The sequence below is a fragment of the Serratia sp. CY27727 genome, assembly GCF_052169275.1.
In the GTDB taxonomy this organism is placed as follows: Bacteria; Pseudomonadota; Gammaproteobacteria; order Enterobacterales; family Enterobacteriaceae; genus Serratia; species Serratia sarumanii.
Window position 1 is genome coordinate 673,028 of record NZ_JBJNLB010000002.1, and the last position, 19,796, is coordinate 692,823.

The 19,796-nt window shown below is 60.0% G+C and carries 26 protein-coding genes; 6 read left to right on the forward strand and 20 right to left on the reverse strand.

Features of this window, described 5'->3' with window-relative positions:
• Positions 1-161 precede the first annotated feature (161 nt).
• A complete protein-coding gene (locus ACJ8HB_RS08075) occupies positions 162-410 on the reverse strand; it encodes an ogr/Delta-like zinc finger family protein (protein WP_094859941.1) in 249 nt (82 codons plus the stop codon).
• 45 nt (positions 411-455) lie between these two features.
• The gene (locus ACJ8HB_RS08080) at positions 456-1,610 is read right to left on the reverse strand and encodes a phage late control D family protein (RefSeq protein WP_094859969.1); all 1,155 of its coding nucleotides are present in this window, start codon (positions 1,608-1,610) and stop codon (positions 456-458) included.
• 151 nt (positions 1,611-1,761) lie between these two features.
• On the opposite strand from ACJ8HB_RS08080, the gene ACJ8HB_RS08085 reads away from it, so the two are divergent.
• Genes ACJ8HB_RS08085 through ACJ8HB_RS08110 form a run of 6 tightly spaced genes read left to right on the forward strand, consistent with a single transcriptional unit; the run spans position 1,762 to position 7,455 of the window.
• Positions 1,762-2,943 (forward strand): phage tail sheath subtilisin-like domain-containing protein, encoded by a 1,182-nt coding sequence (locus tag ACJ8HB_RS08085; RefSeq protein WP_094859940.1) that lies wholly within the window; start codon positions 1,762-1,764, stop codon positions 2,941-2,943.
• Positions 2,944-3,459 (forward strand): phage major tail tube protein, encoded by a 516-nt coding sequence (locus ACJ8HB_RS08090; protein ID WP_048233361.1) that lies wholly within the window; start codon positions 2,944-2,946, stop codon positions 3,457-3,459.
• A 58-nt stretch (positions 3,460-3,517) separates the two neighbouring features.
• Positions 3,518-3,817, forward strand: a complete 300-nt coding sequence (locus tag ACJ8HB_RS08095) for a tail protein (RefSeq protein WP_048233363.1) — start codon at positions 3,518-3,520, stop codon at positions 3,815-3,817.
• 8 nt (positions 3,818-3,825) lie between these two features.
• Positions 3,826-3,990 (forward strand): GpE family phage tail protein, encoded by a 165-nt coding sequence (locus tag ACJ8HB_RS08100; RefSeq protein ID WP_072055827.1) that lies wholly within the window; start codon positions 3,826-3,828, stop codon positions 3,988-3,990.
• Positions 3,980-6,949 (forward strand): phage tail tape measure protein, encoded by a 2,970-nt coding sequence (locus ACJ8HB_RS08105; protein ID WP_094859939.1) that lies wholly within the window; start codon positions 3,980-3,982, stop codon positions 6,947-6,949. Before ACJ8HB_RS08100 ends, ACJ8HB_RS08105 begins: the two co-directional genes overlap by 11 nt.
• Before the next feature lie 14 nt (positions 6,950-6,963).
• Positions 6,964-7,455 carry a phage tail protein gene (locus ACJ8HB_RS08110; RefSeq protein WP_094859938.1) on the forward strand — a complete coding sequence of 164 codons (492 nt, stop codon included), beginning with the start codon at positions 6,964-6,966 and terminating at the stop codon, positions 7,453-7,455.
• A 107-nt stretch (positions 7,456-7,562) separates the two neighbouring features.
• On the opposite strand, the gene ACJ8HB_RS08115 is transcribed toward ACJ8HB_RS08110, so the two are convergent.
• The 18 genes from ACJ8HB_RS08115 to ACJ8HB_RS08200 all read right to left on the reverse strand — a co-directional run bounded on the left by ACJ8HB_RS08115 (position 7,563) and on the right by ACJ8HB_RS08200 (position 19,687).
• Positions 7,563-8,639, reverse strand: a complete 1,077-nt coding sequence (locus ACJ8HB_RS08115) for a phage tail protein (RefSeq protein ID WP_094859937.1) — start codon at positions 8,637-8,639, stop codon at positions 7,563-7,565.
• Between the two features lie 10 nt (positions 8,640-8,649).
• Positions 8,650-9,366 carry a LamG-like jellyroll fold domain-containing protein gene (locus ACJ8HB_RS08120; RefSeq protein ID WP_094859936.1) on the reverse strand — a complete coding sequence of 239 codons (717 nt, stop codon included), beginning with the start codon at positions 9,364-9,366 and terminating at the stop codon, positions 8,650-8,652.
• Entirely contained in the window at positions 9,363-11,180 is a 1,818-nt protein-coding gene (locus tag ACJ8HB_RS08125) for a GDSL-type esterase/lipase family protein (protein WP_094859935.1), read from the reverse strand. Before ACJ8HB_RS08125 ends, ACJ8HB_RS08120 begins: the two co-directional genes overlap by 4 nt.
• Entirely contained in the window at positions 11,173-11,784 is a 612-nt protein-coding gene (locus ACJ8HB_RS08130) for a phage tail protein I (RefSeq protein WP_094859934.1), read from the reverse strand. Before ACJ8HB_RS08130 ends, ACJ8HB_RS08125 begins: the two co-directional genes overlap by 8 nt.
• Complete coding sequence (locus ACJ8HB_RS08135; RefSeq protein ID WP_094859933.1) at positions 11,777-12,676, reverse strand: baseplate assembly protein; 900 nt, start codon at positions 12,674-12,676, stop codon at positions 11,777-11,779. The genes ACJ8HB_RS08130 and ACJ8HB_RS08135 overlap by 8 nt, the downstream gene beginning before the upstream one ends.
• Complete coding sequence (locus ACJ8HB_RS08140; protein ID WP_094859932.1) at positions 12,663-13,031, reverse strand: GPW/gp25 family protein; 369 nt, start codon at positions 13,029-13,031, stop codon at positions 12,663-12,665. Before ACJ8HB_RS08140 ends, ACJ8HB_RS08135 begins: the two co-directional genes overlap by 14 nt.
• Positions 13,028-13,612, reverse strand: a complete 585-nt coding sequence (locus tag ACJ8HB_RS08145) for a phage baseplate assembly protein V (protein WP_094859931.1) — start codon at positions 13,610-13,612, stop codon at positions 13,028-13,030. Before ACJ8HB_RS08145 ends, ACJ8HB_RS08140 begins: the two co-directional genes overlap by 4 nt.
• Positions 13,612-14,250 (reverse strand): phage virion morphogenesis protein, encoded by a 639-nt coding sequence (locus tag ACJ8HB_RS08150; protein WP_049300587.1) that lies wholly within the window; start codon positions 14,248-14,250, stop codon positions 13,612-13,614. The genes ACJ8HB_RS08145 and ACJ8HB_RS08150 overlap by 1 nt, the downstream gene beginning before the upstream one ends.
• The gene (locus ACJ8HB_RS08155) at positions 14,247-14,708 is read right to left on the reverse strand and encodes a phage tail protein (RefSeq protein ID WP_094859930.1); all 462 of its coding nucleotides are present in this window, start codon (positions 14,706-14,708) and stop codon (positions 14,247-14,249) included. Before ACJ8HB_RS08155 ends, ACJ8HB_RS08150 begins: the two co-directional genes overlap by 4 nt.
• Entirely contained in the window at positions 14,705-14,968 is a 264-nt protein-coding gene (gene lysC, locus ACJ8HB_RS08160; protein WP_423827081.1) for an Rz1-like lysis system protein LysC, read from the reverse strand. Before lysC ends, ACJ8HB_RS08155 begins: the two co-directional genes overlap by 4 nt.
• Positions 14,853-15,236: a DUF2570 domain-containing protein gene (locus tag ACJ8HB_RS08165; protein WP_094859929.1), complete on the reverse strand. Its 384-nt coding sequence runs from the start codon at positions 15,234-15,236 to the stop codon at positions 14,853-14,855. Before ACJ8HB_RS08165 ends, lysC begins: the two co-directional genes overlap by 116 nt.
• Positions 15,233-15,727, reverse strand: coding sequence for a lysozyme (locus tag ACJ8HB_RS08170; protein WP_094859968.1), 495 nt, complete (start codon positions 15,725-15,727; stop codon positions 15,233-15,235). The genes ACJ8HB_RS08165 and ACJ8HB_RS08170 overlap by 4 nt, the downstream gene beginning before the upstream one ends.
• Positions 15,728-15,783: 56 nt before the next feature.
• Positions 15,784-16,065, reverse strand: a complete 282-nt coding sequence (locus ACJ8HB_RS08175; RefSeq protein ID WP_049200211.1) for a hypothetical protein — start codon at positions 16,063-16,065, stop codon at positions 15,784-15,786.
• Complete coding sequence (locus ACJ8HB_RS08180) at positions 16,056-16,256, reverse strand: tail protein X (RefSeq protein ID WP_094859928.1); 201 nt, start codon at positions 16,254-16,256, stop codon at positions 16,056-16,058. Before ACJ8HB_RS08180 ends, ACJ8HB_RS08175 begins: the two co-directional genes overlap by 10 nt.
• Entirely contained in the window at positions 16,256-16,753 is a 498-nt protein-coding gene (locus tag ACJ8HB_RS08185) for a head completion/stabilization protein (RefSeq protein WP_094859927.1), read from the reverse strand. Before ACJ8HB_RS08185 ends, ACJ8HB_RS08180 begins: the two co-directional genes overlap by 1 nt.
• 103 nt (positions 16,754-16,856) lie before the next feature.
• Positions 16,857-17,726, reverse strand: coding sequence for a phage terminase small subunit (gene gpM / locus ACJ8HB_RS08190; RefSeq protein ID WP_094859926.1), 870 nt, complete (start codon positions 17,724-17,726; stop codon positions 16,857-16,859).
• Between the two features lie 44 nt (positions 17,727-17,770).
• Entirely contained in the window at positions 17,771-18,817 is a 1,047-nt protein-coding gene (locus ACJ8HB_RS08195; RefSeq protein ID WP_094859925.1) for a phage major capsid protein, P2 family, read from the reverse strand.
• A gap of 36 nt (positions 18,818-18,853) precedes the next feature.
• Positions 18,854-19,687, reverse strand: coding sequence for a GPO family capsid scaffolding protein (locus tag ACJ8HB_RS08200; protein ID WP_094859924.1), 834 nt, complete (start codon positions 19,685-19,687; stop codon positions 18,854-18,856).
• Positions 19,688-19,796: the final 109 nt, after the last annotated feature.

A 19,796-nucleotide genomic window follows, 5' to 3' on the forward strand; every position in this document is an offset into this window, starting at 1 on the left:
AAAGAAACCCCGCTTCGGCGGGGTTTTTTTAGGTTATAATAAACTGAATTTTAAAGGATTATTTTTCAGTCCATCCACGTAGCATCCACGTTCTGTAAAGACCGTAAGTAAAGTAAAAAAGCCTCGCTTAATGCGAGGCTTTTCATTTTCTCGGTACTTTTTTACAAAATCAGGTTGAGTTGGTCACGCCCATAGTGGGACGTGGGGAAGGCGTCTTGCGGGATAAAGTCGGGCGGTAGCTCTTCGCGCGGGCCGCGCTTTGTTACCAGCTTTTCAACGCTGTTTAGCGTCGTGAACGTGGTACTGCATTCGAAATTCTGACACTGATGATATTGGCGTATCGTCATTTCACTGAGACGGCGACTGGTGCGGGTGCGGGCCATAGCACCGCAGATCGGGCAAACAAACATGATGGCCTCCCATGGCGGGAGTTGAACTCCCCGTTATTATGGCCGTCACTTCTCACTTTCTGCAATCCATTCAGGTATTTTAGCCTCCAGTTCTAGCCGCGTGGTAAAGCCGTTCCCGTCGATCGAATGGCTCGCCCTGGCGATTACCCAATCCTGATTATCAATATCCGTTTTAAATCCCGATACCGTGCCGTGCTGCTCCGGGTATAAATCGGCGCGGCCGTAGGCCAGGGTAAGGGTAAATTCAGCCGCGCCGCGTTTCAGCTGCTGCCATTTTGCGGCCGCGGCCCGTTTGGCGGCCGTTTCGTTATTGTAAGTTTTGCGCAGGACATAGACGTTACCGTCGGCCCCCTCGATGTAATCACCCTCGCGGCTGCTGCTGCGCTGCACTTTCTTTTTCGCCGGCTTGCGGGCCTTCACCGTGACCTTTTTCTTTTTCCCGAATTCCAGATCGAGCCAGTACGCGCGCACGCCGGTATAGGCATCACGATCGGCAATGCGGAAGGCGTGACGATCACCGCTGCTGCGGGTGATGGTGAAGGAGGGGAGAGCCTTGCCGTTGGCGCTGACGCCGCCACCGGGCAGGATAAACAGCAGACTGCCATTTTTCACCGTGGCAATGGCGCCCAGCATTTCGGCCATGCGCGTCAGGAATGACATATCGCTTTCCTGCGTCTGGTCGGCGTGGTCGATCTCTACCTCCATCAGTTGCTGCGAGATGATGGCCTTCAGGTTGTAGCGCCTGGCGATCGCTGACACCACCCGTTCTACGGTGACGTCATGCCAGGACACTTCGCGCTTGACGTTGAACTCGTCGCGAAAATCGGCGCTGCGTGCGGTGATCGTCAGCGTGTCAGGTGGCCCGGCGTGCGCGACTTCATCGACGATAAAAATGCCTTTGTAAACCAGCGCTTCACCATCCCAGCCCATCGACGCGGACACCTCGGCGCCGCGCGGCGGCAGCTGCAGTTGGCCGTCAGTATCGTCCACGGTGATCGTCAGCTCGTCGGCCTCAAAGCCTCGGTTGTCGGTCATTTCCAGCGACAAGATGCGCTCATCCAGCGCTGTCAGTTCCTTACCGCCAAGCAGGATGCTGAACGCCGGCACGCGCGACAGCTCCGCCTGGTAATCGCTGAGCGTACCGGTGCTGCTACCCAGCAGTGATTTGGCCTTGTCGATTGCGTCAGTAGTCAGTGCCATGGCTCCCCCTTTGGCGCTGATGGTTTCATGCGCGCGCGACGGGGAAAACCGCGCGTTGTTGTCGCTGGCGGATGACAACCACCGCCGCGTGTTGCGCCGGCGTTTTTCGGCGAATATCACCACGAACTCACAAGCATGATGGCGGTACAGTATGACCGACAATTTCTTCCATGGTGCACGCGTCAAGGAAAACACCGACCTGCAGACCGCGATCAATGACGTTGACTCAACGGTCATTGGTCTGGTCGCGGTGGCGGATGATGCTGACGCAACCACCTTCCCGTTAGACACTCCGGTACTGATCACGCGGGTAATCAGCGTACTCGGCAAGGCCGGTAAAACCGGTTCACTCTATAAATCCCTGAAGGCCATTTCCGACCAGGTCAGCACCCGCGTGATTGTGGTGCGCGTGGCGGCGGCCGGCACTGAAGACGGCGCAAAAACGCAGTCGCAGCTGATTATCGGCGGCTCCCAGGCGGACGGCAGCTATACCGGCATGTTCGCGCTTTTGACCGCCGAGCAGAAAGTTGGCTACCGTCCGCGCATTCTTGGCGTGCCGATGTATGACACGCAGGAAGTCACAGCACAGCTGCGGGTGATTGCCAAGCAGCTGCGGGCATTTACCTACAACTATTGCGACGGCTGCGAGACGATCGCCGAAGCTAAAACCTACCGCCAGCAGTTTGCCGAGCGTGAGGGCATGCTGATTTGGCCGAACTTCATCGCCTATAACCCGGTGAGCGGCGAAAACGAAGAGTTCCCGGCGGTGGCGTATGCGCTGGGTATGCGTGCGAAGATCGATAACGAGCAGGGCTGGCATAAGTCGCTGTCGAACGTGACGGTTAGCAACGTGCTGGGTATATCGAAAGATGTGTTCTGGGCGTTGCAGGCGGAAGACTCCGATGCCAACGAGCTGAACGCCAACGAAATCACCACGCTGATCAAACGCGGTGGTTTCCGCTTCTGGGGCAACCGCACCACGGACAAAGACGAGTACATCTTCGAGGTGTACACCCGTTCCGCGCAGATCCTGGCGGATACCATTGCGGAAGCGCAATTTACTACAGTTGACAGTCCGCTTACGCCGGCAAACGTCAAGGATGTGACCAGCGGTATCAATGCCAAGTTGCAGGGGGAGGTCACTGCCGGCCGGCTGATTGGCGCTGTGTGCTGGTTCGATATCGTCGATAACCCGACAACCGGCATCCGTCAGGGTTCGGCTGTGGTGCGTTACAACTACAGCCCGGTGCCGCCACTCGAAGATCTGACCATGATCCAGACCTTCACCGATCAATACTATGAAGCGGCCTTCGCGTCTCTGGGAGGGGCATAAGTGGCTATCCCTAAAAAGCTCCGGCTGTTCACACTGTATGTGGACGGCACTAACCACATCGGCAAGATCCCGAGCGTCACCTTGCCAAAAGTCACCCGCAAGACGGAGGACTATCAGGGCGGCGGCATGCAAGGCGCCGTAGCGGTAGACCTCGGCCTTGACGGCGGTGCGCTCGATGCGTCGATGGTGGTCGGCGGCGTCGTTGAAGAGCTGATCCTCAAATATGGCGGCGATATTGACGAAATGCGCCTGCGCTTCGTCGGTGAAATCTACAGCGGCGGCACCAGTTCGCTGATGGAAGTGGAAATGCGCGGCCGCATCACTGAAATCGATCCGGGTGAGGCCAAACAGGGCGATGACACCAACCACACCTACGCCATCAAGAACACCTACTACAAGCTGTCTGTGGATGATAAGGCGTTGCTGGAAATCGACCTTCTGAACTTCATCTACAAGCGCGACGGGAAAAACCTGTATCCCGATCGCATTGTGTCAGCCCTCGGCCTCGGCGGCTGATCGTTAACCCTTAACCTACTTTGAAGGCGTCACGCGTGGCCGCCTGGAGAACATGCACATGTCAGTAACGCTCACCACACCGATCAAGCGCAACGACAAAGAGATCACCATCGTCTCTATCACCGACACCATCAAGCAGGCCGGCTCGCTGCGTGGTCTGCGCCTGGTCGACGTGCTCAACTTCGACTATGACGCCGTTTCAACGCTGCTAACGCGCGTCACTGCGCCGGCACTGACCGCCGCCGAGATCGCCACGCTGGATACCGGTGACTTTGTGGCGTTCATTGAAGAGATGACGCCTTTTTTGACCAAAGCGGCGCCGTCCGTACCGAACGTGGCGGAGACGGGGAACAAGTAAGGGAACCGCTGTTTGTCAGCGTTGACGATCTCATCGCTGACATTGCTGTAGTTTTTCACTGGCCGCCCTCCGAGATGTACGGCATGGAGCTGCGCGAGCTGATGGCATGGCGCCAGCGCGCCGCCATCCGCAGCGGCAACCATGACGATGACGAGGATGACCATGGATCTTAGTATTCGCGTCGCGTTCAACGCGATCGACAAGCTCACCCGCCCGGTTAAAGCCGCTAGCAAAGCTGTTAGCGGCCTTTCTGACTCCCTCAAGAAAACGCAAAACGCCGTTAAAGACCTGGACAAGCAAGCCGCCAGCTTTGACCGCCTGCGCTCGCAGGCCAACGACACGGCGCAGAAGATTAACCGTGCAAAGCGCGAGTTTAACGGGCTGAATCAGACCGTTCGAGAGGGCGGGCAACTGACCGACGCCCAGGCCGCGCACCTGGAAAACCTGCGCGGCAAGCTGTCCCGACTGACGCAAACCTACAGCCAGCAGACGGCCAAACTACGAGAGGCAGCCCAGGCGGTACGGCAGCATGGCGTCAACCTGTCCGCCGGCAGCGGTGCGGTACAAAGCGCCATCCGACGAACAGAGCAATATAACCAGCAGCTTGAGCGCGAGCGGCAGCAGCTGGCCGCTGTTACCCAGGCGCAAGCCGGCTACACCCGCGCCAAAGATGCCGCCGGCAAACTGCGCGGCGCCGGTATAGGAATGGTTGCCGGGGCATCGGTTGCCGGGTATACCGGCGGCCGTTTCCTGGCGCCGGCCGTGGGGTTTGATGCTGAAATGTCGCGGGTGCAGGCGCTGACGCGACTGGATAAAAGCTCCTCGCAGCTGGCCGACCTGCGCGCCCAGGCGAAAAAGCTCGGCGCCGAAACGGCCTTTACCACGCGCGACGCCGCCAGCGGGCAGGCGTTCCTGGCGATGGCCGGCTTTACGCCGCAGGCGATTCAGGCCGCATTGCCTGGCGTGCTCAACATGGCGCTGGCCGGCGGGATGGATCTCGGTGAGTCCGCAGATATCAGTTCGAACATTCTTTCACAGTTCCGCCTCGATCCAAAGGAGATGGATCGCGTCAGTGACGTGCTGACGGGGGCGTTCACCCGCACCAACACCGATCTGCAGAACATCGGCGAGGCGATGAAGTACGCCGGTACGGGGTTATCTAACCTTGGCGTCAGCGTTGAGCAAACGACGGCGATGATCGGCGTGATGGCGAACGTGGGCCTGCGCGGCAGTATTGCCGGTACTGGGTTGCAAACCACGTTCTCACGCCTGGCCGCGCCAACGAAAAAGGCCAACGACGCGCTGAAAGAGTTGGGCGTCACCGTGGCCGACTCCACCGGCAAGATGCGCCCGGCCGAGGACGTTCTCACTGACCTTTACAAATCGGTCAAGAAGTACGGCGCCACTGATCAGCTCTCGTTTTTCAAGGATATCGCGGGCGAGGAAGCCGCGAAGTCCTTCCAGGCGCTGGTTTTATCTGCCGGCAGCGGTGAGTTACAGAAGTTGCTGGCCGACCTGAAGAAATCGCAGGGCGAGGCGCTGAAGGCTGCCAAGGTGATGGCGGATAACCTCGGCGGCGACCTGAAGGAGCTGGACTCCGCCTGGGAAGGTTTTCGTATTCAGGTAGAAGAGACTGCCGACGGCCCGCTGCGCAAACTGACGCAGGGGCTGAGTGAAGCGATCAGCGCCGCGAGCCAGTGGGTGAAAGAAAACCCGCGGCTGGCGCAATCCATTCTGTTGACCGCCGGCGCTGTCACCGCCCTGGTGGCCGCGTTGGGGATCGCCAGCCTGGCGACCGGCCTGCTTATTGGGCCGCTGGCTAAGCTGCGTTTGGGCTTCACGTTGCTGACGGGCGGGCGCGGTCTGATGGGAACCGTTAGCGCACTACGGGGCTTCGTTGGCGCCGGCGGCAACGCCATGGTAAGGATCAGCGGCTGGTCGCGCGTGTTGGCTTCTCTCTCTGGTGGCTTCCGTGGGCTGCTTGGCTCACTGACGCCGCTGCGCAGCATGCTGATGGGCGTATTTATGGCACCGTCGGCAGCGCTGGGTTCATTGGTGCGTAGTGTGATGGGGTTGGCGTTGCGGCTGACGGGCCTGTCAACGCTATGGGGCATTCTCACCGGTGCTATTTCAGCGCTGGGGGCGGCGCTGTCGTTCCTGCTGAGTCCGATCGGGTTGATTGGCGCCGCCTTTGTCGCGGCCGGCGTACTGATTTGGAAATATTGGGAGCCGATCAAGGCGTTCTTTGTCGGCTTTGGTGCTGGCGTCATGGCGGCGCTGGCGCCGCTGCGTGACGCATTTGCACGTATCGCACCGATCTTTGGCGTGATTGGCGATGCCCTCGGCCGCGTGTGGGACTGGTTCACCAAGCTGCTGACGCCGATGCAGACCAGCAAAGACACGCTGGACAAATGCGCCAGCGCCGGCGAGACGTTCGGGCGAGTGTTCGGCACCGCACTGCAGGTGCTGCTGTATCCGCTGTCAAAACTGATGGATGGTGTGGGCTGGCTGCTGGAGAAGATGGGCCTCATCCCGGATGGCATCGAGCAGGCCAGGCGTAAGGCCGAAGAGCTGCGCAATCAGCCCGCGATGTGGGAATGGGATCCGCAGCAGAAAAAAATGGTGAAGAAGGGGTGGAGCTGGTCCGGCCCCGGTCTGCCTACTGGCCCGGCAACTGTTGATCCGAAGCTGGGCGGCTCGCCACCCCCGGCACTGACTGGCGACACGGGCACGCTACGCCGCCTGAACGAGATCGCCGGCAACACCAAGGCGACCGCTGACAATACCAACGCCACCAAACGCATCGGGCCGGGGGACATCGTCTTCAAAAATCTGCCGCGCGCGCTGGCACTACGTGGGGCGTACCAGGACGCGCGGGTGATGCCGCAACCGGTGCCGCGTGTGGCGGCCGCTGCCGGCGGCGGGGTACTCTCGGTGCCGTCGGCGTCACAACCGGCCGCGATGGCGCCCGTGTCCGCACCTGGCGGCGGTGGGCCCATCTTCCAGTTGGTCTTTAACGATGTCGGCCAGCGTTCGGATCAGGAGCTGGAAAGGATGGTGCGCAGCGCAGTGCGTGATGCGATGGCCAGCACAGTCAGAGGTAACCGCGGGTCATTCCGCGATCGAGATTAACGGGAGTCAAAATTATGATGATGGTATTCGGGATGTTCGTTTTTACGCTGCGCACGGCGCCTTACCAGCAGCTACGCCATTCGCAGGACTGGCGCCATGTCAAGAACGATCGCATTAACCAGTCTGCCGGCTGGCAGTATATCGGGGCCGGGGATGACAGTATCACGCTTGATGGCGTGCTCTACCCGGAGATCACCGGCGGCAATCTGTCGCTGTCGAGCCTGGAAACGATCGGCTTTACCGGCCGGCCCTGGCCGCTGATTGAGGGAGACGGGCGTATTTACGGCATGTACGTGATGACGCGGTTAGAACGGGGTAAGTCGGAGTTTGACCGCTACGGCAACCCGAAAAAAATCGAGTTCTCCATCAGCCTGAGCCGTGTCGACAGCGATTTTCGCGAGAAGCTGCAAACGACGTCGGCGAGTGACGTGCTCGGCGAGCTGCGCACCAGCGCCAGCCTGGCGATCAACTCGGTGACAAAATCGGTAAACGGTCTGTTTGGGTGAGGTATAGCGCGATCTGACTGTACTCGATACCGGCAGATATAGACGGCGCCGGCTGTGCTGCAGGAGAAGAAAAAGCCCCGAAAGGGGCTTTGGTTTTTGCTGCCGAGTCAGGCTACGCGATGCCACAGCATTTGTAGCTTGTGGCGCTCGACGACGCTGATCGCCTGGCCCTGGCCGAGCGCTTCGGTCTTCCCTTCAACAGGGTGCCCGTGTGGGCCCAACTCAACCTCATGATAGTGTTCACCAGCCTCATCGGTATCGCCTTCCTCGTAAGGGTCGAAGTTTACCCGGTTGTCGCCCCCTAACTCGTAATCGCTGTTACGTTTCGGGACGCCGTGGTGAACGTGATTACCGCTAAGGGTGGTGCGTTTAGTCCCAAGGTCGGTATCTTGTGCTTCTCCCGACACGCTGATTTCTTCTGCCGGCAGGTTGGCGCGCGTGATGCTCATCGTGTCGCTGCCACCTTTGGTGCCTACGTCGGAGCCGTCAGCTTTGGCTGTCCTGATCGTCAGGTGTTCTCCGGCATACTCCCATGTTGACCACGGCCATAGCTCGTTGGGGTCTACATTCTGGTTGAACAAGCGCGAAGTTCCCAGGGGGTTGTCCTGCTCCCAGGCGTCACGGATTGCAGCTTTTACTGCGGCGGCGATCGCCTTGTTTACACTTTCGCCCAGCTCGCCGATCGCTTCGTCCGTGTAGTCCTTGGCCGCATCTTCCGCGTCCTTGACGCCCTCGGCGGTGGCTAAAATCACCGATGGATCGGCAATCAGCTCCACGTCGGCCGTACTGCTGACTTTCAGCTGCATCCTGATGATCTGGAAACGCCCCGAACCTTCTGCCAGCAATGGCTTGTAGGTTTCCGGCATGTTGCCGACGGCGATGCATTCTCCATCATCGGCGTAAAGCGCCAGCTCACGCAGCCAGAATCCGCCGATCTGCGGCGGCATGATCATTTCAGCTTCGATGACACTGGCGTCACTGTCGGCGATCACCAGTTTATTCAGCATGCCCCGATACTGCTCGTTAATCAGCCCAGCATGGGCGGCGTTCGGCGAGGGCAGTTGACCGCCGGCATCGCCGACGGCCATTTCCGCGATGGCGACCGGCGTTCCCGTCACCGCTGCATTCGCCAGGCGCTCTGCGCCGGCGGCAGTGATCAGCGTGAGAAACTTTTTATCAGCCATATTTCCACCGTTAGTTAACGAACTCGCCGCGCAAGCTCATGATGGTTTTCAGCATGTCGCGCTTTTCGGCTTGCTCCTCGGCAGTCAAGACGCGGTTATAAACGGCGAATGCGCCCATGATGCCGGGTAATCCCATGTTCTGCTCTGGGCTGGGCGAGCCGTTAAGGATAATCGGTCGGGTCGATTTATTGCGTTTTGTGATCGGTGTTGAACGACGAACGCCGCCGGCGCGGGTGATTGAGGCTTCAGTATTTGAAACCGTGACGGTAAACCGCGTCCAGCCGCCGACAGCTCCACCATGTTCAACCGAAGCGACAGCGATCGTTCCGGCCTGCTCGTTGAATACATCACCAGTAGCGATCTGCAAAATCAGTACGCCGTTCGGCTCGATGCGCAACTGAATGCCAGAGAAAGGGGCGACGCCGGGATAGAGGTTTGAGAACAGGCGGCCGCTGACGTCGGGCTTGTTCATATTGATGCACAGCGCGAACGTCATTTCGTCCGTCTCAATGATGCCCGTGTCAGCGCCATGCGCGGCGTCAGCAACGGTGATCATGCCGCGCTTGGTAAACTCGTTTTCTGTTACCAGATCGCGCGCGTTGCCGCTGGAGTCGTATTTATCCTGCATGCTGTAGGTTGCTACGCTGGCATCGTCATTTAGCAGCATTTCTGGCTCAGCCAGTTCCAAATCACCGGCATTAACGACGCCATCACAAATAATAATCATACTGCCTCCTGTTTGAATAAGCCCATCTGTCCGACGCTGATTGTTGCCGCATTGGCCGCGATAATGACGTTTATTTCCGTGACATCTGCGGGGACAATGACGTCATAGCTAAATGTCATGAATCCGTCCGTTGAGTGATTCCACGTCCTGATCCCGGCCAGGTTTGTTTTATTTGTGTCATTGGCTTCGAGATAACAGGCCGTTGAATTTTTATCCGTAACGTCGGCCTTCATCCTGAAGCTGAATGTGCGCACCTCTCCCGGAGAAACCGTTACCGTCTGCGAGACGCGTGCGATTGTCGTCCCTGTTCCGATGACGGTAAGCACATTGCCGACAACGGCGGGATCTGTCGAAATAGCGATGCTGCCGGTCATCACCACCCAGCCGGCCGGCGCGCCGGCGGCGCTATCCAGAAACAGGGGGTTAACGATGGTGTTTGGCCCGTCCTGGGTCGTGGGATTGGCAATCGCCAGCTGTGGGTAGATCGGCATGGTGTAGGGTTCCAGTGCCGATGCCAGCGCTTTACCCATGTGATAAGCGCCCAGCGCGACCGGGTGAGAGGGATCCGGCTGTCCGTTCCCCAGCACGCCGTTATAGCCTTCTTTCCAGCCGTCAGTTGCCGGGTCAACGGTGGCGGCCCGCATATCTACGAACGGGTAGCCCTGCTGGCAGGCGTAAGCCCGCAAAAACGCATTGATGGCGTTCTCGCGGCTTTTAAACTCCGGGTCGCTATTATTTTGTGCCGCCATGCTGCATACGACCGGAATAATCCCGTTTTTCCTGAATTCGGTCAGGATGTATTTGACGTTGCTGGTGATTACAGCGATCGAGAATTTAAAACTGCCGTCGCTGTTTTTTTGGATCACATCATTACGACCGCCGAGAAACGTAATAAAGCGCGGTTTTGCCGCAATAGCGGGTTTGAGATGATCGCGGATCATGTCCGCAGTGGTATAACCGCCGGTCGCCCACTGGCCAACGTATTTTATTCGGCCATTGCTAAACAGCGATGCCCACATCTGCCAGGAGCGCGCGTTATACGTCCAGCCGCGCGGTTTGCCCGCGTCGGCGGGATTGCGGCCGTTGTCGGATATCGAATCTCCGAACCCGCCCAGGGTATTCTGCAACAGCCCAATATGCGTTTCTAACGGTATGCCGCGATATTCAAGTGTGCTGGCGCCATCATCACGCACGGCCAGCAGGCGCTTGCCGCCCGTGACCAGATTAAACAGATACCCAGGACGAGCGCGGCGCAATGCCGACGGCCCGATAATCAGCTCACGTAAGATATTCATGTAGTCGGAGAAGGTTTTACCGGGCATCTCTTTTTCACTGTTCTCATTTATCGAGAACATGCTCGCCCCTTGGCGACTGACAAAATCGACCGGCTTTCTTGTGCGCGGCATAGTCAGCAAGCCCCGCGTGCGCTTGTCGGTTGTTGACGCCAGCAGCTCGACCGCTTCAACGAATGCCGCCGTGACAATTTTCTTACCGGTAGGGGTGGCGATGCCGTTCACATTCTCGTATTGCTCAACCCAATAATTGGTGATGGGGGAGTTAACGGAGAACAGACGGCGGGTTTCGGTGCCGGCGTTGATCGCAGCCTGTGCCTCGTCGACACTGTCGTAAATCTTGGCATCGCTCATCACGGACGTGTTGAGCTTATCCACGTCATTTTTGAGTGACGCAGTGCGGTTTGCTAACTGCCTAGCCTGGATATTCGCCACACCATTTCGCCCGCCGGAGACGTCATCACCGCGCTTGATTTGGTAGATCGATTCTTCCCACTTCGCTTCCTCTTTTAAGTCAGCCATTTGATTCCCCGGAGTAATGGTATCCGCTGCCGAAACGCGGAATACCGTTGTATTTAACGCTGTCGTCCGGCTCGTAGTCGGCCGGGTAAACAGTGACGATATCGCCGTCATGTACCGTGACGGCGGAATAGATAAAACCGCTGACCTTTGTCGCGATGTTCATTTGCGCAAGGTGTCGGCTGACCGGCTTGGCATCCGCCACCAGGCGATTTAATTCGGCCAGCGTTTTTTCAGTTAGTCCGACTTCGTTGACGTCGACCTCAAGTCGGAAGGTGCCCGGCCGATCGCCGGTGTCGAACCATTCGGCAAAGGTGGCCGAAAACCCCATGCTCTCAATCACCCGCCGCACCGCGGCGCGGGTGCCCTTGCGGCGGTGCTGCCAGTAGGATTGCTGGATCGCCGCTATCTTTTTCTCTGCCGGCCAATTCTTGTCCCAGCGGTCGACCGATAGCGCCCAGGCGAGATACGGCAACAACTCAACCGGGCAGGCAGTCGGCGTCCACAGCGTGCGCAGCGCGACCGCGATCGCCGACAGTCGCGCAGTGACCGTTTCGGTGTGGCGCATCCAGGCGCCGGCGGACGGGGGGAGCAGGGTGTTATTCATCCGTCCCGCCGTTCTCTACTGCATAGCCAACGTTGCGTGCGGCTTGCGTGTCGGAGATCTGCAGGTCAGTCGACGGCGAACGCAGCACCACACGTTGTACCCCCTGCACATGCAGTGAGGCGGAGATCGCCGACCTGGCAACGTCACGCCCGATCTTCTTGTCGTTGTCGGCCAAAAAGCCACGCAGCGACGCCATGGCGGCGTTGATGATGGGTTCCGACTCCGGCCCCGGATACAGGAAAAGCTCCGCATCAATTGAATAGTCGACAATATCCGCACTGCGAACCGTCACGCGGTCGCCCAGCGGTCGGACTTCTTCATCGTTAACCGCGGCCGTAACGGCGGCCAGCAGCTCGGGCGAGGCGGTGCCGTCGCCGTCGGTCGACAGGATGGCGATCACCACCTCCGCCGGTTCCGGGCTGGTTGCCCTGGCGTCGGCAACCTTGCCGCTGGCACTGCGGGCGAAATATTCATATGCCGCCGACGGGCCGGCCACGCTCATGCCCTCGAACGCGGACTGCGCGCGCAGGCGCAGGGCTTCGTCACTCTCCATTACTGCGTCGGACGTGTCCGTCTCCGGGGTGATCGTCAGGCGTTCGGTGTCGAGGTTGGCGGCCAGGTTGTCCAGGTCGGTGCCTTCGGCGTGGCTCAGCATGCAGGCGGCTGCCCCCTCGTTGATCCGCCGGCGCAACAGCAATTCGCGGTAGGCCATCGCCTGGGCGATCACGTTGAGCGGTTCAGACTCCAGCGACAGGGCGGCGGCAACCGACGCCTGCTGGTCAGCAGGGAATGCGGCGATCATCGCTGCCTTGACGTCAACGAGGATCGTCTCGAAGTCAAGCGGCTCGATGATCTGCGGCGATGGCAGCTGCGACAGGTCAATCGTTGGCATCGTTGTGGCTCCTTAACTCAATCGTCCCGGTGCTTTTCTCCATGCTTACCGTCAGCATGCCGGCCATCTCGGCCGTGACGGCGCCGGTGGGTGAATAGCTGATGTTGATGGTGTCCAGCGCAAGGCGAGGCTCCCAGGCCGCCAGCGCGATCACGGTCGCGCTCATGAGCTGCAGGCGGGTGACGTCGTTCTGCGGGCTGTCGAGCAGGTCGGGCACAAGCGAGCCGTAGTTACGGCGCATGATGCGCGAACCGATGGGCGTCAGCAGGATGTCATTGGCTGACTGCCAGACGTGATCCGCATCGGTCAGCGTGCCGGTGCCGCTGTTATTCATGCCGCGGTATTTCTCGCTCATTGGGTGCCCTCCGTCCAGTCGCCGCCGCGCTGCACGCCGCCGTGGTCGTGATTGTCGACCTTCACGCCGTTCGACATGAAGGCACCGCCGGTGTGATTGAAGTCGCCGTGCATCTCGCCGCCTTCGCTGACGTCGAATTGCCGGGTCTTCAGCATGTTGGTGCATTCGACGACGGGCGAATCCAGGATCACTTTGACCTCGGCCGTTAATTTGGCGGTCTTGATGCCGCTGACTTCCAGCGCGCCGGCGTCGGCGTCATAACGGAATTTGGCGCCGTCCGGGGCGGTGATCACCATCTCGTTACGCGAGCCGCCGGGGGCGGGGTGATCGTTGCTGTACAGGCTGCCGCCGATAATGGCCGTCTCCGGGTTGCCGCCGATGCACAGCAGCCAGACCTGCTCCCCGAGTGACGGCGGCATCCAGATGTTGAATGCGCCGGCGCGTTGCGCATTCCAGCGCAGCCACGTGGTATCTAACCCGCCGGTAGCGACGCGCACGCGCTTGTTGTCTTCTTCGATCTCCGTGACCACGCCAACGCGGATCAGGTTTTCCAGCAGGCGAATAAGTTCGGCCGCGTCCACTATTTCACCCCCAGCGAATCAATGACCGAACGGGCGATCGCCATGCGGTCGGCTTTGGTGATCCCCAGCACCTCGCGGCGTGGGTAGGACGCCATCGCGCCGGACTTGTTCACCCTGTCGCGCAGGCCGTACTGGTGCGTGCGCGCAATACGGCCCGCAACGCCGGTAAATCCAACGGTGGCGCCGCCGGCATCGGCGCGCGCCTTCAGGAAGCGCGCGGTGCGCAACCGGCGAAACATCGGATCGGCCTTGGTGGTGTCCTTGCGCGTCTGGCTGAAGTTGATATCGAGGTAACGCTCGATATCCTCGCGATAGAAGGAGCGGACGGCGCCGCGACCTTCATCGAAACCGGTCAGCATGCGGCCGCGGCTGCCCTTGGTTGCCCGCCAGTTTTTCAGGCGGCGGGTTTCGCCGTTCCAGATAAAGCCAATCCCGGCCTGTGAGCGCAGCACCTTGCGGCGGCGCTTCTCGAATTTTGAGCCGTCCGGGTTTTCCTGGCGTGCAATGCGCCGCGACTGGCTCTGGCGCAGCATGCGGCCGACCTCGCGCGCGGTGCGTATACGCCCGGCGGGGGACATGCCGCCGAGAATATCGGCGAACACCTGATCCAGTTCATGAAACAGCGCGGCATCGGTCATGGCACCAGCTCCCCGCCACTATCAGGATCGAACACGATTTGCCAGTCGCCGCCGTTGATGCGTGGCTTGTCTTCCGCCAGGTGATGCGCGACGGGCTTGCCGTTCTCGATAGTGACTATCACGCGCTCCCACACAGGCACCTTCAGCAGAATGTCGGCGCTGTCGTCGCTCACGATATCGGCGTCAAACTCAATCTTTTTGTTGCTGTCCGGGTTCAGCAGCAGGTCGGGCTGGTTCTCCCAAATCCACGCTAGCAGCGGCAGCATGAGATCATCGAGCTGGCCGGAAAAGTCCATTGCCAGCACCTGGATCGGGTATACATACATGAACGAGCTTTCACCGGTGGCCTGGATCTCGATATGGCCTTTTTCCACCCATACCGTGAACAGTTCAGGATTGGCCTTGCACCAATCGCAGGCCGCGATCAGCGCGTCGCGCAGCAGCTCGGCTTTTTTCACTTCATCCCCCCCCTGGCAATACGCCGTAGTTCGAGTTCTCGTATGGCTGCCTTGTCGGCGTTGCAGGTGTCCAGCGCATCCAGCAGCCGATCCGCCCAGGGCGCCAGGCTGCCGTAAGTCATCGGTGACGGTGCTGCAGGCACATCAGTGTTTGCCGTCAGGCTGGCCGGCAAAGGCTCCTGAATAATTTGCGGCGCGGACTTCCGCGGCGCGTTTTTGCAGGCTGTCAGCGACAGCAACAGGCACAGGAGTAACGGCACACGTTTCGCCGTCCAGCGCAGTCTTGATGGTTTCACGTCGTTGCTCTCCATTGGTGCCGCGCTTCTCGCTCAGCTTCTTCATTCCGGCCTCAATCTCGCCGACGTCGGCACGAAGGGCGCGCACTTCGGCCAGCACATCCCCGGTTTGCTCGACGGCGCGCTCGGCAATATCGCGGCGCTGTTCGGCCAGTTCCCGCTGATGCTTCTGCCATCCCATCCCAGCCAGTGCCGCCAGGAACAGCAGGATCAATACCGCGGCCGCTTTCATTCGGCGCCCCTGAGTGCCGGGTCAGACAGGCACCAGGCTTTGAACTCTTCCCGACGGTTAACCAGCCCTTGCAGGCGTTTGCCGCCGGAGTTCACAAAGTCGGTCAGGCGCTGGCATACGCCGGGCCAGTTGCCCGCCTGCGCGTATTTCCATAGCGTGGTGCGCTGCTTTTTGCCCTGGCGATCGGTGAACCAACTGATCCCGGTGCAACCCACGTTGAAACTGACGTCGGTCAGCGCTTCAAACACGAATTGCGGGGCGGCGGCGCCGTTAAAGTTGCTGTTGATACACTTTTCCGCGCGTACCAGGTCGTTTACCCAACGCTCGGCGATCTCCGTTTCCGAGTACTGCCGATCTTCGACGCGGGTCGTTGAGCCCATGCCGATGGTCAGCACCCCGGCGGGGCAGTAGTAGGGCGTCTTGCGACAGTCCTCATACTTCGCCATTTTCAACTGTGCCGCCTGGCTGGTGCGCACCTTCTCGGGCCACATGGCACCGGCCAGCGCCACAATGGCGGCCACGCTGCAGGCGATAACGCTTTTTCGTCTCACCGGTGGCCCCCTTTCAGCTCGCTGATAAGCGCCTTCACATCCTGCCGGTTCTCGGCATCGCTGCGCACCGCGTCAACCAGCTGCGCCAGCAGGGCGTTGGTGGTCGCCTGGCTGCGTGCCACCCGGCGGCGGTGGATTTCGCCCAGCGCCGCGGCGATAAGGCCGATCACCAGCCCGCCTGTTGCCAGCCATTCGCGCTGCGTCATCATGCCGATGCCCATCAGCACGGTGGAATAGGAGTAGATCACCCAGCTCCAGAGGCGGTCGATTACGTCCATAGCTGCACCGTCTCCTGTTGGGCTGAGCGTTCGATCTCCGGCAGCTCGACCACCTGGCCGGCGGTCAAAAATATTTGTTCGGCGATCCCCGGATTGGCGGCCAGTACGATTTCTGTCACGCCTTGCGTGGTGCCGTAGTGTCGCTGGCACAGCAGATCCAGCGTGTCGCCCTGCATTGCTTGCACCTTCACTAAAATGCCTCCGCAAAATTGCGCACTTCGTCGCGAATATCGGCGATAGCCCAGCGAGCATCCCGCCACAGATCTGCCGCCTGCAGCGTCAACCCGGCGGCGCGTTTCTCGCCGGCGTCGCCGGTGGTGTCGACGTCGCGATAGTTTTCGATCAGCAGCGCGCGGGTGATGCTGAATACCGCGCGGCGGTAGCGGTGGATCTTCACGCTCACGTCATTGATTTGACGGGCTGGCACGGTCTCCAGCGACGCGAAGCCGGCTTTCATCTGGTTTTCTTGCCAGCCCGTCAACTGGTCGATCACATGGCCTGTCGCTTCAATCGCGGCCTGCTTTAAGCGGGTGGTGGTCACCGCGCCGGTGATGCGCATCTCAAGGCGCACGTCCTTGAGCGCAATCGCGGGCCAGAATGGGCCGGCTGTGATGGTCTCGCCGCCATCGTCGGTATCTGGCACATCGTCAGCGGCGGGGGTGACGGTACGCCCGGCAACAAGGCTCATGGTCCAATCTCCTCAAAAGGTGGCGGTGAGCGGGCGGGGAAAAGCACACGCGAAGCGCTGCAGATCTCCGCCCGCGCCGCCAGCGCACGGGGCGCAAGTCGTTTTATTCGGTGGTGTCCTGCTTGGCTTTCTTACCGGCGGCCTTGCCGGCGGGTTTTTTAGCGGCTGATGGCTTACGTGCGGTGCTGCTGCGCTGCCGGCGCTGGGTGGCCGGTACAGTCGTTTTTGATGCTGCTGCAGCGTCGGTCGTTGTCGCGGCGCCGGAGGTGTCGGCATCGTTATCGCCGGAGCCGCCGGTGTTCTGGCTGGCTTTCTTGACCTGGCGTGCCAGGCTCTCGATCGCTTTCCTAACGCCGGCGTTGGCGTCCAGTTTCAGCGCCTGGCGCAGCAGTTCCAGCGCCTTCGCCTGGGCGACATCATCGCCACCTCGCAAGGCAAAGCCGCGCGCCTTGAACAGCTTGGCGAGCACCACGTCAGGCATATCCTTGCCATCGACGATTTGCGCGAGCTCGTCCAGCACCTGCAGGTGTGCGGTCAAATCGGTGCTCTCGTCGGCCTTGACCTGCACCAGAATGGGATCGCAAAGCTCTTCCACGAGGGCCGTCGCTGCCGTGCGGCGGAACTGGTCAGGCATCGCGAGGTTGTGCTCGATGACATAGCGGCCGATACGCACCGCCAGCGGGTAATCGCCGGCGTCAATCGCCCAGATCATCAGAGTGACGATGACCTCGTCCTGCCGTCCGCTGTTGCCGTCGAGCGTGCCTTCGATCCAGCCTTCATAGTGCGGAAGCAGCTGCTTTTTCATCTCCGCTTTCGCCTGGTCGGACTGCACGCGTTTGAGTGCACTCTGATCCATGCGCAGGCGGTGAAGGATTTGTTCATGCGCGGTGCGGGCGGCTTCTGTGAACTCCTCGGTCTTACCGTGGCGTTCCGCCATCACGCGCTGAAAATGTCGTTGTGCCGGTGTCAGCATTGTCCTGTCCCCAAAGGGGGGCGGGCAGGTGCCCGCCCGGGTAATTAACCGCCGTTCTCAGGCTGTGCGAAGTTGATGCCGTCGATAAAGGCGACGTTGCCGTAGTCCTCGATCACGAAGTCATCGTTCGACGACTGGTAGGTCGCGACGCGGTTGTACTCCGGCTCTTCCTTGATGGTGCGGCGCAGGCTCCCGCGCTGGTAGTACACCGACAGGTTCTTAAACGGCGTGATCAGAATGCCGTTCACCGGGAAGTACGGCGCGATGAAGGTCGGCATGTTCCCGACGCGCTCCTGCGCCACAATGAGCTGACCGGCCAACATTTCGGTATTCGGGTTGGTCTGGCTCATGGCGTTGATTGCCGGGAAATTACTGCTGGTCAGCAGGTCACCGGCCAGGATCACCACGTTATCCGGGTTACGTTTGTGCCATTCGTCCATCAGGCTGTTTTTGGCGTCATAAACTGCTGAAGTCAGGTTGCCGTAGGTGCCTCTGGCGATGATCTTGTTGTCATCATCGCGCGCTGTTACGGTTACGCCGGAGATCATGCGGTGTGGGGCTTCTGTTCGGATTTTTTCCAGCCAGCCGATGCCACAGTCTTGCAGCAGCGGGTTGGCGGCGCGGTTGGACGGATCGGCGTAGCTGTTGCCGTTGAAACCGATCATGATGCGGTCAAGCGACATTTGGCGGCCCATGGCTGCACTGATCATCGGTTGGAACTCTGGCATATGCGCCCAGGTGTCCAACTGCTCATAACCCAGACCGTAGTCGTAGTTGACTTTGCGGCAGGTGTAGTTGAACGGCTCCATTTTGCTGTTATCGGCCGGGTTGCGGCGAGTGGTGGTGCTGTTGTTCACGCCGGCAAGCGGGCCTTTGCTGCCGATCAGCACTTTCTGGCCGATCTGTTGGTTCACGCCGAAAACGTTAATTTTGCTCAGGAAGGAGTCACTTTGTTGCGCGGCAAGCTCCATCTTCTGCTGCCGCGACGGTTCGACAGCGAATTTTGCCGCGACCGCTGCTGGTGACACGCCATTCATTTCGGCTTGGCGTGCAACGTACTGATCAAACAGTTTGCGGGTATTGTTATCCATGCTCTTTTTCTCTCGTAGTCAATATCGGTCGCTGGCTTAGTAGTCAGCCTGCTGCACGTTGCCACCGCCGCCGGCCGGCGGGCGACGGCTGAAATTGCCGTCCGTGGTTTCAACCTGCTGCTTCATCGCAGCCAGGTCAGCGGTCAACTTCGCGATGGCCTGCTTGTTGCTGGCGCTTTCCTGCGCGGTGGCGCTGAATTGGTCGGTCAAATCGGCCTGCGACTGCGCCACAGCCTCTACCGCCTGATGCACCTGGCTGAAGCGTTCATCGTCGGTTTTCTTGCCCTTGCCGAGGATGCCCATGACGCGGGAGAACCACTCGTTGCCGGTGGTTGAGCGCGACTGGTCTGCCTGCATCAACTCAGCTTCGAAAGCAGTGGTGAACATCGTCGGCTCGGCATCTGCGGCATTGAAGCGCATGACTTCCCCGCGCTTCTCGGCGGCAAATTTCAGCTTGTCAGTGCCCAGGCTGGCCGGGGTGTCGGTCATCGCCAGGCCGACCAGGTATGGGCCGTTGGTCAGTGAAAACTTTGGATGGATCTCGACGCTGGAATAAATCTTCTTCCCGTCGTCGGTCATGGTCTTCATGCGTGCCGTAGGCTCGATCTCTGCGTACAACGCAGCTTCGCCAGTCAGCGGGCCGTCGGAAATGTCCTCGGCGGACAGGGCCATCACGTCGCCCATGGCGCAGAAGGTGCTGTCAGGGAACGGGGAAAGGTAGTGCTCGATATTGACGCGGGCGCCATACACCGCCGGGTTATACGACGCCGCCATCGCATGGATCTGATCGCGGGTGACCTGACGGCCGTCGATAGTGACGCCGGAGGTCATAACGCGGAATTTCTTACGGGTGCTCGTTGTGCTTGCCATGTCTGCTTGCTCACGATTCTGTTGAGTTCCCGGTGATGATGGCAGGGCGTTCGGCCCTGTCTCAACGCGTTGTTGTTGTCGGAGAACGGCGACAGCCGGCACCGCGAGA

Excerpts from the sequence above, each read along its gene's own strand:
- ACJ8HB_RS08075 (WP_094859941.1), bottom strand. The coding sequence starts at position 410 with ATGTTTGTTTGCCCGATCTGCGGTGCTATGGCCCGCACCCGCACCAGT.
- ACJ8HB_RS08080 (WP_094859969.1), bottom strand. The coding sequence starts at position 1,610 with ATGGCACTGACTACTGACGCAATCGACAAGGCCAAATCACTGCTGGGT.
- ACJ8HB_RS08085 (WP_094859940.1), top strand. The coding sequence starts at position 1,762 with ATGACCGACAATTTCTTCCATGGTGCACGCGTCAAGGAAAACACCGAC.
- ACJ8HB_RS08095 (WP_048233363.1), top strand. The coding sequence starts at position 3,518 with ATGTCAGTAACGCTCACCACACCGATCAAGCGCAACGACAAAGAGATC.
- ACJ8HB_RS08105 (WP_094859939.1), top strand. The coding sequence starts at position 3,980 with ATGGATCTTAGTATTCGCGTCGCGTTCAACGCGATCGACAAGCTCACC.
- ACJ8HB_RS08110 (WP_094859938.1), top strand. The coding sequence starts at position 6,964 with ATGATGATGGTATTCGGGATGTTCGTTTTTACGCTGCGCACGGCGCCT.
- ACJ8HB_RS08115 (WP_094859937.1), bottom strand. The coding sequence starts at position 8,639 with ATGGCTGATAAAAAGTTTCTCACGCTGATCACTGCCGCCGGCGCAGAG.
- ACJ8HB_RS08120 (WP_094859936.1), bottom strand. The coding sequence starts at position 9,366 with ATGATTATTATTTGTGATGGCGTCGTTAATGCCGGTGATTTGGAACTG.
- ACJ8HB_RS08125 (WP_094859935.1), bottom strand. The coding sequence starts at position 11,180 with ATGGCTGACTTAAAAGAGGAAGCGAAGTGGGAAGAATCGATCTACCAA.
- ACJ8HB_RS08130 (WP_094859934.1), bottom strand. The coding sequence starts at position 11,784 with ATGAATAACACCCTGCTCCCCCCGTCCGCCGGCGCCTGGATGCGCCAC.
- ACJ8HB_RS08135 (WP_094859933.1), bottom strand. The coding sequence starts at position 12,676 with ATGCCAACGATTGACCTGTCGCAGCTGCCATCGCCGCAGATCATCGAG.
- ACJ8HB_RS08140 (WP_094859932.1), bottom strand. The coding sequence starts at position 13,031 with ATGAGCGAGAAATACCGCGGCATGAATAACAGCGGCACCGGCACGCTG.
- ACJ8HB_RS08150 (WP_049300587.1), bottom strand. The coding sequence starts at position 14,250 with ATGACCGATGCCGCGCTGTTTCATGAACTGGATCAGGTGTTCGCCGAT.
- ACJ8HB_RS08165 (WP_094859929.1), bottom strand. The coding sequence starts at position 15,236 with ATGAAAGCGGCCGCGGTATTGATCCTGCTGTTCCTGGCGGCACTGGCT.
- ACJ8HB_RS08170 (WP_094859968.1), bottom strand. The coding sequence starts at position 15,727 with ATGTGGCCCGAGAAGGTGCGCACCAGCCAGGCGGCACAGTTGAAAATG.
- ACJ8HB_RS08175 (WP_049200211.1), bottom strand. The coding sequence starts at position 16,065 with ATGGACGTAATCGACCGCCTCTGGAGCTGGGTGATCTACTCCTATTCC.
- ACJ8HB_RS08185 (WP_094859927.1), bottom strand. The coding sequence starts at position 16,753 with ATGAGCCTTGTTGCCGGGCGTACCGTCACCCCCGCCGCTGACGATGTG.
- gpM (WP_094859926.1), bottom strand. The coding sequence starts at position 17,726 with ATGCTGACACCGGCACAACGACATTTTCAGCGCGTGATGGCGGAACGC.
- ACJ8HB_RS08195 (WP_094859925.1), bottom strand. The coding sequence starts at position 18,817 with ATGGATAACAATACCCGCAAACTGTTTGATCAGTACGTTGCACGCCAA.
- ACJ8HB_RS08200 (WP_094859924.1), bottom strand. The coding sequence starts at position 19,687 with ATGGCAAGCACAACGAGCACCCGTAAGAAATTCCGCGTTATGACCTCC.